This window comes from Methylobacterium sp. B1 (genome assembly GCF_000333255.1).
GTDB lineage: Bacteria > Pseudomonadota > Alphaproteobacteria > Rhizobiales > Beijerinckiaceae > Methylobacterium > Methylobacterium fujisawaense.
In genome coordinates this window covers 20,330-29,489 of the sequence record NZ_BACT01000184.1, presented here as the reverse complement: position 1 = coordinate 29,489, position 9,160 = coordinate 20,330, and the positions used below count along the sequence as shown (strand labels likewise).

8 protein-coding genes are annotated in these 9,160 nt (G+C 64.6%); 5 read left to right on the top strand and 3 right to left on the bottom strand.

Annotated features, from left to right (window positions below; genetic code table 11):
* The 4 genes from I53_RS04995 to I53_RS04980 all read left to right on the top strand — a co-directional run.
* A partial coding sequence (locus I53_RS04995; RefSeq protein WP_043347363.1) for a branched-chain amino acid ABC transporter permease occupies window positions 1-635 on the top strand: 635 nt, incomplete at its 5' end.
* A complete protein-coding gene (locus I53_RS04990) occupies window positions 632-1,447 on the top strand; it encodes an ABC transporter ATP-binding protein (protein WP_043347347.1) in 816 nt (271 codons plus the stop codon). The genes I53_RS04995 and I53_RS04990, both read left to right, overlap by 4 nt.
* Window positions 1,440-2,144, top strand: coding sequence for an ABC transporter ATP-binding protein (locus I53_RS04985; RefSeq protein ID WP_043347345.1), 705 nt, complete (start codon window positions 1,440-1,442; stop codon window positions 2,142-2,144). The genes I53_RS04990 and I53_RS04985 overlap by 8 nt, the downstream gene beginning before the upstream one ends.
* Window positions 2,137-2,463, top strand: coding sequence for a Rieske 2Fe-2S domain-containing protein (locus tag I53_RS04980; protein ID WP_083935975.1), 327 nt, complete (start codon window positions 2,137-2,139; stop codon window positions 2,461-2,463). Before I53_RS04985 ends, I53_RS04980 begins: the two co-directional genes overlap by 8 nt.
* A gap of 453 nt (window positions 2,464-2,916) precedes the next feature.
* Here the strand turns inward: I53_RS04980 and I53_RS04975 are convergent, their stop codons facing one another.
* Window positions 2,917-4,203, bottom strand: a complete 1,287-nt coding sequence (locus I53_RS04975) for a hypothetical protein (RefSeq protein ID WP_148291070.1) — start codon at window positions 4,201-4,203, stop codon at window positions 2,917-2,919.
* Between the two features lie 290 nt (window positions 4,204-4,493).
* Here I53_RS04975 and I53_RS04970 point away from each other — a divergent pair, with 290 nt between their 5' ends.
* The gene (locus I53_RS04970; protein WP_187294305.1) at window positions 4,494-6,011 is read left to right on the top strand and encodes a GNVR domain-containing protein; all 1,518 of its coding nucleotides are present in this window, start codon (window positions 4,494-4,496) and stop codon (window positions 6,009-6,011) included.
* 351 nt (window positions 6,012-6,362) lie between these two features.
* Here I53_RS04970 and I53_RS04965 read toward each other — a convergent pair whose 3' ends face one another.
* Together I53_RS04965 and I53_RS04960 are read right to left on the bottom strand one after the other, a co-directional pair.
* Window positions 6,363-7,520 carry a DegT/DnrJ/EryC1/StrS aminotransferase family protein gene (locus I53_RS04965; protein WP_051044676.1) on the bottom strand — a complete coding sequence of 386 codons (1,158 nt, stop codon included), beginning with the start codon at window positions 7,518-7,520 and terminating at the stop codon, window positions 6,363-6,365.
* Between the two features lie 1,216 nt (window positions 7,521-8,736).
* On the bottom strand, window positions 8,737-9,159 hold the full coding sequence (locus tag I53_RS04960; protein WP_051044675.1) for a GtrA family protein: 423 nt from the start codon (window positions 9,157-9,159) through the stop codon (window positions 8,737-8,739).
* Window position 9,160: the final 1 nt, after the last annotated feature.

Sequence of the window (9,160 nt, the reverse complement as noted above, 5' to 3'; positions counted from 1 at the left end):
GGCTCGTGGCCCTCAACTGGGTCGAGCTAACGCAGGGACCGTTGGCGCTGACCAACATCCCGGCCATCACCCTTGGTCTGCCCGGCCTCGGGATGTGGACCCTGAAGACCAAGCTCCAGAACTACTACCTCGTGCTGGCCGTCGGCACGCTGTGCTGGCTGATCATCGCCCGCCTCGTCGGCTCGCGCTTCGGCCGGGCGATGCGGGGCCTCAAGGAGAACGAGTCCCTGGCGCTCTCGGTAGGCATCAACGCCACCCGCACGCTGACCATCGCGGCCGTGATCTCGGCGGCGATGGCCGGCGCGGCCGGCAGCCTCTACGCGCATTACCTGCGGATCATCGATCCTGACGTGTTCCTGTTCGCCACCACGGTCACCATGGTCATCATGGTGGTGGCGGGCGGCAAGGGCAGCCTGATGGGCCCGGTCGTCGGCGGCCTGATCTTCGGCCTGCTGCCAGTGGCGCTCCGCCCGGTCATGGCGCCGGAGGCGCAGTGGATCGTCTACGGCCTCGTGCTGATCGTGATCCTGTTCGTGATGCCGCGGGGCATCGTGCCGGGACTGTCGGCGCTGCTCGGCCGCCGGCAGGTCCGGTCGATCCCGGTCCTCGAAGCCAACCCGGCGGTGCAGCGATGAGCGCGATCCTCTCGGTCGAGCATGTCGGCGTCCGCTTCGGCGGCCTCGTCGCCATCGCCGACCTGCATTTCGACGTCCAGGCCGGCGAGATTGTCAGCTTGATCGGCCCGAACGGGGCTGGCAAGACCACGGCCTTCAACGTGATGACGGGCTTCCTCAAGCCCAGCCAGGGCGATGTCCGCTTCCGCGGCACGTCGCTGAAGGGCCTGCCGCCGCACGCGATCACGCGGCTCGGACTCGCCCGCACCTTCCAGCGCACCAGCGTCTTCCCGGACGACACGGTGTTCGACAACGTGATGATCGGCCTGCACCAGATGGGCGCCGCCGCGGGCCGCGCGCCCGTTCTCGACGCGCTCCTCGGCCGCGCGGGGGCCGGCGAGAGGCAGCTGCGCGCCCGCGCCGCGGCGCTGCTCGACTGGGTCGGGCTCGCCGGCCGGGCGCAGGAGAAGGCCGGCGCCCTAGCCTACGGCGAGCAGCGCCTCGTCGGCGTGGCGCTGGCGCTCGCCACCGAGCCCGCCATGCTGCTCCTCGACGAGCCGGTCTCGGGGATGAACGCCTCCGAGACGCGGGTCTTCGTGCGGCTGATCCGGCAGATCCGGGAGCGCGGCGTCACCATCCTGCTCGTCGAGCACGACATGCCGATGGTGATGGAGGTCTCCGACCGCATCGTCGTCCTCAATTACGGCCGCCTGATCGCCGAGGGGCCGCCGGACCGGATCCGCAGCGATCCGGCGGTGATCGAGGCCTATCTCGGCCAGGGCAGCGCGGCCCGGCAGGCCGCCGCTGCCGCGCAGGAGGCGGTCCATGCTTGAGATCCGCGACCTCGTCTGCGGCTACGGCCACGTCACGGCGCTCAAGGGGCTCACGATCGACGTGCGCGAGGGCCAACTCGTGGCCCTCGTCGGTGCGAACGGGGCCGGCAAGTCCACGACGCTCCGGGCGATCTCCGGCCTCGTCGCGCCGCGCTCCGGCACGATCCGGTTCGCCGGCCGGGACATCGCGGGGGCGGAGCCCCGCCGGATCCTGGCGGCGGGCATCGCCCATTGCCCGGAGGGCCGGCGCGTCTTCCCGCAGATGACGGTCGCCGAGAACCTCGCCATGGGCGCCTATCTCCGCCGCGACCGGGCGGCGGTCGCGGCGGACCTGACGCGCATCTACGGGGAGTTTCCGCGCCTCGCGGAGCGCCGCGACCAGGCGGCCGGCACGCTGTCGGGCGGCGAGCAGCAGATGCTGGCGATCGGCCGCGCGCTGATGGGGCGCCCGAAGCTCGTGCTGTTCGACGAGCCTTCCCTGGGGCTCGCCCCCAACATCGTCGAGCGGATGTTCTCGGTGATCGGGGCGATCCGCGATGCCGGCACGACCGTGCTGCTCGTCGAGCAGAATGCGTTCGCGGCCCTCGAACTCTGCGATTACGCCTACCTGCTCGAAACCGGCCGCATCGTCCTCGCGGGGCGCGGGCAGGACCTCATCGCCGATCCCCACGTGCGGGACGCCTATCTCGGTGGCTGAGACGGAAGGGCCAGAGCGGATTTGCCTCGGCCCGCACGACCTTCTCGCCGGGCGGAACTCGGTGGCGATCACCGTCCGAGGATACCATCTGCTTCTCGTGCGCGATGGCGAGCGGATCGTAGCCGCCGAGCGGGCCTGCCCGCACGAGGGGGCAGACTTGTCTCTCGGCCAGTGCGTCGGTGGACGGCTGCTCTGCCCCAGGCATCTCGCCTCTTTCGATCTCCGAGATGGCTCCGTCTCACCGGGCTGGTCGTTTCGTGCCCTTCGCCTGTTCGAGATCGAGTCGGCTTCGGACGGGCTATGGCTCAGGATGAAATGATGTGTCTCGAGCCGTCCCGACGCTGCACGGCGTTCGCGCCGCGCAGGCGCCTCAGCGCGGCAGCCGTGCCCTCCAGCCGCTCTGCGGGTGCCGCGTCCATCTCGCGATCACGCGGGCCGTCGATCCCGTTGCGCACGGTCAGGAGCCTGACGCCGAGATCGGCGGCCGCAGCGCAGCGAGACCGTCCGCTCATCTGAGCAAGACAGACCGCCGCGGCACCAGACCCAAGTGTGGACGGCCTCCGCGTTCACGGAAAGCGCTCGCCGTGTCTTCGAGGTGAGTCCACAGTTCAGTTGCAGACCGCCCTCGGAATGGTGAACCGGGGTCGGGGCAGGCGTCGTGCCGGGCGCGGCGACCGTCAGCGGCGCAGACCGGCGCGCCCCGTGCCGCCCGGGCGCGTCCGGCTGGCCACGATGAACCGTCTGCGGCGGTGATCGCGAAGACTGCACGCGTTCACGGCAACTGCACGTGCGGAGACGCCTGCCTGCCCTTCCAGCGCCAGGCACGCGCGACGCGCCATACAGCCAGCGTGAAGATCGCCTCGCCTGCGAGAACGCCGACCATCGAGTACAGCGGCCCCACCACCCAGACCATGACAACGACGAGGATGATTGAGATTACCGACGAGTAGACGCTTGAGAAAGCCAGCACCCGGAACTGCCCTGCGGCTTGCAGCAAGATACTTTCCGGGGTGCGGACAAGGCGGAGGCCCATGATCGCCAACCACAGGACAAATGCCTTCTGAACATAAAGCAGATCGTAGTCTTTCGAAAACAGAAGCGAGGGCGCGAAGTAGGCAACGATGACGCCGAGGCCCAAGGTTGCGAACCAGCCGCTCATGAGAATGAATCGAAACAGGGACAGCGTGCGTTCGACGTCGCTCCATCGCTGTTGGGCGACGAGCCGTGCGAGACGCGGTCTCTCGAATTCTCCGAGGGCGTTCATCAGGATGATGGCCGGCCGGATCAGGAGTGCGCTCGCCGCGAGCGCCGCAAAGGCGACGGCACCCGAGATCAGGGTCACGAAATAAGCATGTGTGTTGCCGGTGGCCTCCGTCGTGACCAGTCCGAGCAGCGACCAGCTCGAATGCTCTTTCCAGACGGCACCATAGCGCGACAATTCTTCGAGGCGGGGCAATCGAAGCTGTTCCGCGAGATGACGAGGCCCGAACGCCAGCAGACCGCCGGCTGCACTGAGCATCAGAAATCCGTAAGCGAAGAGGGGGGAAGCGCTGCCCTGCCACGCGATCAACCCGATGCCGACGCCGAGGACGACGCCGGATACGATATCGGACAGGGCGGCACGTTGCGGCAGGCCGATCGCATACACATAGGCGCGACCGAACCAGCGCAGCATTGTCAGGCTTGCAAACCCTCCGAATAGGGCTGCAGGTAGTAATTCAATTCCGAGAGCAGCACTGAGCGCAGTAAGCACTATAAAAACCAATAAGCCGATGATGATATTTACACCAAACAAACACCGGACAGTAGCGGCATCGCCTGTTTTGCCGGCTCTCGCCATCACGACGGGAAGGGGGGCACACAGAAAGGCGCCGGAAAAGCTCATCAGAAATTGTGATGTCACCATAAGGAACGAAAAAGTGCCAAAGTCCTTCGGGCTCATCAGATGGACAAGAACGACTGACAGAACGAATTGTGTCGCTGACAGCACCAATGGGCCGGATACGGCAAGCATGTAGGGCGCGATGATTTGCACGGCCTGTGCAACGGCGATCTTCATGGAAAGATTTCGTTTCCAAACGAGCGTTCCAGCACCAATTCAAATATAATACGTCTCGCCTCGCAGGGCGAATAAAGAGCATTGTTGCAATTCAGGCATGAATCCTGCTAAGGTCACGATATCCTTGAGCACTAGCGATTAAGCGCCGACTTTTGAATGAACGCCTAATCGCAGAAAATATCAAGTCCTTAAAATGGAGTAACGCTCGCAGTAATTTGTGCGTTTTTTAGTTTAGCCGCTGAATCCGCAGCTCGAATATAAATAGTGCGCACGCCAGCAGGATGTCGTTTATGCTGCACGATCAAGACATGAAGCCTTCGATAGGCACGGTGTTGCGATGCATGTGGAAACATAAGGCATTGATGGTCCTGGCGGTGGGCGCCGGTATTGCCCTGTTTTTATCTGCTTATTTGTTGATCGCGCCGGTCTATGAAGCATCGACATCGCTTCTTGTCAGTCAAGCTTCGGAAAATATTTCCGATGGCAGCCGGAAGCAGCTTGAGTTGATCACCTCTCAAGCTCGAATCGCGGAAAGCGAGGATGTCGTTCGCGGCGCAATCAATCGCGTCGGGCTCGATAAATTCAAAGGCGTCGGCCAATCCCGCCTTCCCGGATTGGGAGGATGGCTGAGGCAGATCGTCCATGGCCGGCGTGACACAGAGGGGGCAGTCCCGGAGAACGCTGGGGGTAAGGACTCAGGCATCTCCGATATCGATCTGGTCGCCTCCGTCCTGAGCCGACGCCTCACGGTGCGGACTGAACCCAATTCCGAGGTCCTGAAAATCTCGTTTCAATACACGGATCCACGTCTGACGGCGGCGTTCGTGAACGCCGTCGCCGAATCGTTCATCGAGCGCCAGATCCGTCTCGCCGATACGCCGGGCGCCATCGATTTCTTTCGCGAGCAGAAAAAGCGATTCAACGAAGAAGTGGAGATGCGCTCCCGACTGTTGGAGCATTTCTCCCGCCGGGAACGAATGTACTCCGTGGAGGATGAGCGAAGCCTGCTTTTGCATCGGGCCAGCGACATTGCGGCGGCCCTGACGGCGACGCGCAGCTCGCTGGTCGATAAACAGGGTCAAAAGGGGGCGCTCGTCGCACAGCTGCGACTTCTCAAGCCGGTGACACAATCGCCGTTCGTGTCGAATCTGGTCGAAAATCTCGGCGGTGACGAGAAAGGTCGGTCGCCGTCACGCGGCCCTTCAGAGAACACGGCCGGCGCGGGCGACCCGCCTTTGTTGATGGTGCGCGTCTATCAGGACTCGATGGTGGCGCTGCTGAAGGTCAATTCCGAGATCGCCGGCCTTCTCGATCTCGTCAAGCAGCAGGAGCAGGAGATCAGCACCGTCAACCGAGACCTGACGACGCTTGTGAGCAAACAGACCGAATTCGAGAGGCTGAAACGCGACGTCGCCCAGGCGACCTTAAATGCTGAACTCTACGCGAAGCGGACCACCGAAGAGCAAATCAATGCCGATCTCAGATCGGCAAAGCTGACGAACATCCGTGTGATTCAGTCGGCGACGACTCCGCTCCGAGCCGTTTTTCCCAACGGGGCTCAATTCCTCGGGCTCGGCGTCGTGTTCGGTCTGATCCTGGGTGCATCGGCGTCCCTGATGCTCGAAATGTACGGCCCGCGACCGGTGTCCGACGCGATGGCCCCGGACGCGCCGGCCGCTCCAGGTCGCTTCACCGCCGCACACGCCTCGACACCCGGCGCGCAGGCCAATGAGCTTCTCCGGAAGGCGTCGGCATATTTCGCGATGGCCGACCTCAAGCGCCGCGCACGGACGCAGTCAGGATCTTAGAGCGCTGCTCAAGCCGGGATGACGCTGTTGCCGTGACGCCGCAGCTCACTCGGGCCTCTCCGCGAAGGTGCCGATGGCCATTCTTGCACGTCGCGCTCCGGGGCACTCGGTCGCGCATACGACGCGACCGCGCGATCTCGGCAGCCTGATCGGACAGGGACGCAACCGGGCCGGAGGAAGAAGCCCGCATCGATCCTGACGACCGAAAACGCGGGGCGAGCGCCCGTTCAGCGAGGTACGATGCGGCTTCGCATTGGCCATCGGGCGTGAACGCCCGACTTGTCCTGGCCATCCGACACCGTTGCCGAACAGCTGGAGCACACCCGAGGCATGCGAGAAACCGAAGTGTGATCAGAACGCGATCGGTGCAGGCTCGGCGCCCGATAAGCCCGTTGTCGCAATGGAACGCCGCAGGGCCGCGATGACTTCGTCCTGCTCATCCTCACGCAGGCTCGGGTATAGCGGAAGCGAGAGCGTACCTTCGCCCCAGTGCCAGGAGATGGGAAAACGAAGCTGCGCTTGCGCGGTGCGGTACAGGCTCAGCGCGGGAACACAGCGATAGTTCACGGTCGCACCGATCCCGGCCTCGCCGAGAGCATTCAAGACGGCATCCCGCGCCCCGCCCGGAACGTGGATCGGGAATAGATGCCGCGCCGAGACAGCGTCGGCGTCGATGGTCGGCCACCTGAAGGGCGTGCCCGCGAGTGCAGCCTCATACCGTCTGCAGAGACGTTCCCGGATCTGCAGTTGCAGGTCGATCTCAGCGATCTGCGGCTCCAGAAGGACCGCGAGCAAATCCGGGAGGTTGGCCTTCGTCCCCAAGCGGGCGATGTCCCAATGGCGGTAGGTATGCCCCTCGAAACGCCGGGCCGCGCTCGCCGACATGCCGTGTTGAACGGTCTGAGCCAAGGCATCCGCCAGAGCCAAATCGTTTGTGACGACGGCGCCGCCTTCGCCGCAGGTCACATTCTTGGTCGCGTAGAACGAGAAGATCGCTGCATCGCCGAGCTGGCCCGGACGCCGGCCGTCTCGCGTGCCTTCGAAGCAGTGCGCCGCGTCTTCGATGATTTTGACCGACTCGGGGATCACGGCCCTGAGCGACGGTATATCCACCATCTGGCCATACAGGTGAACCGGGATGACGGCTCTGGTCCTCGTGGTCACCGCCTGCCCTGCCTGGGTCAGGTCCATGAGCAACGTTCGCGCATCAACGTCCACGAAAATCGGTGTCGCTCCAACTTGCCGGACGACATTGGCTGTCGCGGCGAATGTCATGGCAGGAACGATGACCTCGTCGCCCGGTCCGATATCGAGGGCGAGCAAAGTTGCGACCGCGCCCTGCGTCCAGCTTGACGTCAGCTTGGCGCTCCCGACCCCGAAGAAGCGGCGCAGCGTCGTTTCGACCTCCTGGCACCGCGGACCGCTCGTGAGAAAGGGACTCGCGAGAACCGACGCGACACGTTCAGCGTAGCAAGCCGGGAGGGCGTGTCGATAAAATGGGACAGCCATTCAGCTGACCTCGCTGAAGGAGGGTTGTTCGGTATCAGTATACACCGTCCGGGCAGTCGGAATACCGCGCGGTATAACAGATCAAGCCCCCCCACGAGACGGCCGTCCGATCGTCTGATCTGCTCTGATGTCTGTCGACGCGCCGCGCGTCAGGCTCGCGCGGGCCGACACGACCGAGGCCGCTTTACGCCTTTGGTCCGGTCGCCACGGGTCGCGGCCCCCTGAGCATACGGCGCACCCGCGGCGCAGAGCCCAAACACGCGCCGACTCAATGAAGGCCCCCGTTGCCTAAGCGGTTCCCCGCAGATGCCATCGGGTTTCTCGCGCGAGGCGATCGCTGCTGCCTTGCTCAAGTCCAAGCTGCGGACAGGAGATCCCGATTGCCGTGCCGGCGGGGACGTCGTTGAGACCGGGGGCCGAGCTCGGCGCCGTCCTCCGTTGCATCGGCTGAGGCGCGACGCGGTCCAGTTCACCGTTCATGAGCGTCGTCGCGATAGGGGTCCGGTGGTCGGCCTTACCGAGGTGCTGCGCTGGCAAATTACTGTTTACGCTTCTGTAACGATTGACGAGGAGAGTTCACGATCGGCGTGAGCTGGCGATTGCTCCAAGCGAGGATGCCAAGACATGGTCTTTATCATCGCCTCGGCTTTCGCAGCGGCTCTCGTTGCGTTCATCTCCACGATCGGCAGCGGCTTGGTTTTCTCGATCCTCGCGGTCTTCATCTCTGGCAATTGTGCCGCTCTGCTCGCTGGATGCTGGCTCATGCGCCAGCGGGGCGCGGCTTAACGGGATCGGTTGCTAGCGAACCGACCGCTCGACCTCCTGATCGCTCGCGACGCGCAGTACAACCTGGCTGCGCGGCAACGAATCGACCGCCGGTTCCGGGGATAAGCGCGCGGTTCCAGGATCAAGACGACCGCGCCAGCCGAAGCCGCTCAGACCACCGTTCGACACGACGTTGCCGACACCTCAGCGATCGCGAAATCGCGGCGTCTGGCTCGGGTTAGCCGCTGCATCCCCGGCCTTCCGGAACGGAGGACTCCAGGCGGCGCGATTCGACCGGACCGGCGCGGCTTCGGCGGGTCTCGCGCCGCTCCAGCCGACGAACGTGCGCGGCAAGGCGCGAGGGGATGATCCGCGGATGCGCGACAGTCCGTTTTGACGCCGCGCGCGGGAAAGCAGCACGGGGGCATGATCAGCGCTCTCGGAGGAGCATTCAGGCCGTCCTGAAGGTGACCGTCTTGTGTCCAATATAGTTGGCGACGGCACCGGCCATGATACCGATCGCGTGCGCGGCAGGCGCCGCGATCTCTGTAAGGCCGAGCGGCATCAACAGCCCATCGCGTGCGACAATCGCCACCGCCACGGTGACGAGTCCCCCGATCAGATTGACCAGGAGGAACCCCCCGAGTTGCGCGGCAAGGGATCGCGACGAGCCCGGGAAGACGAAGCTGCGGTAGATCAGGAAGCCAATCACCATGCCGAGCGCGGTCGCTGTGGCGACCGCAAGCGCGAACGGCATTACGGTGTTGAACAGGAAGCGTGATGCCCAACTCACGCCCGAGGCGAAGCCGCCCGCGAGCAGAAATCGGACGCGCTGGTCGAGGCGGATGAGGTCCTGCAGGTAGAGCCGCATCATC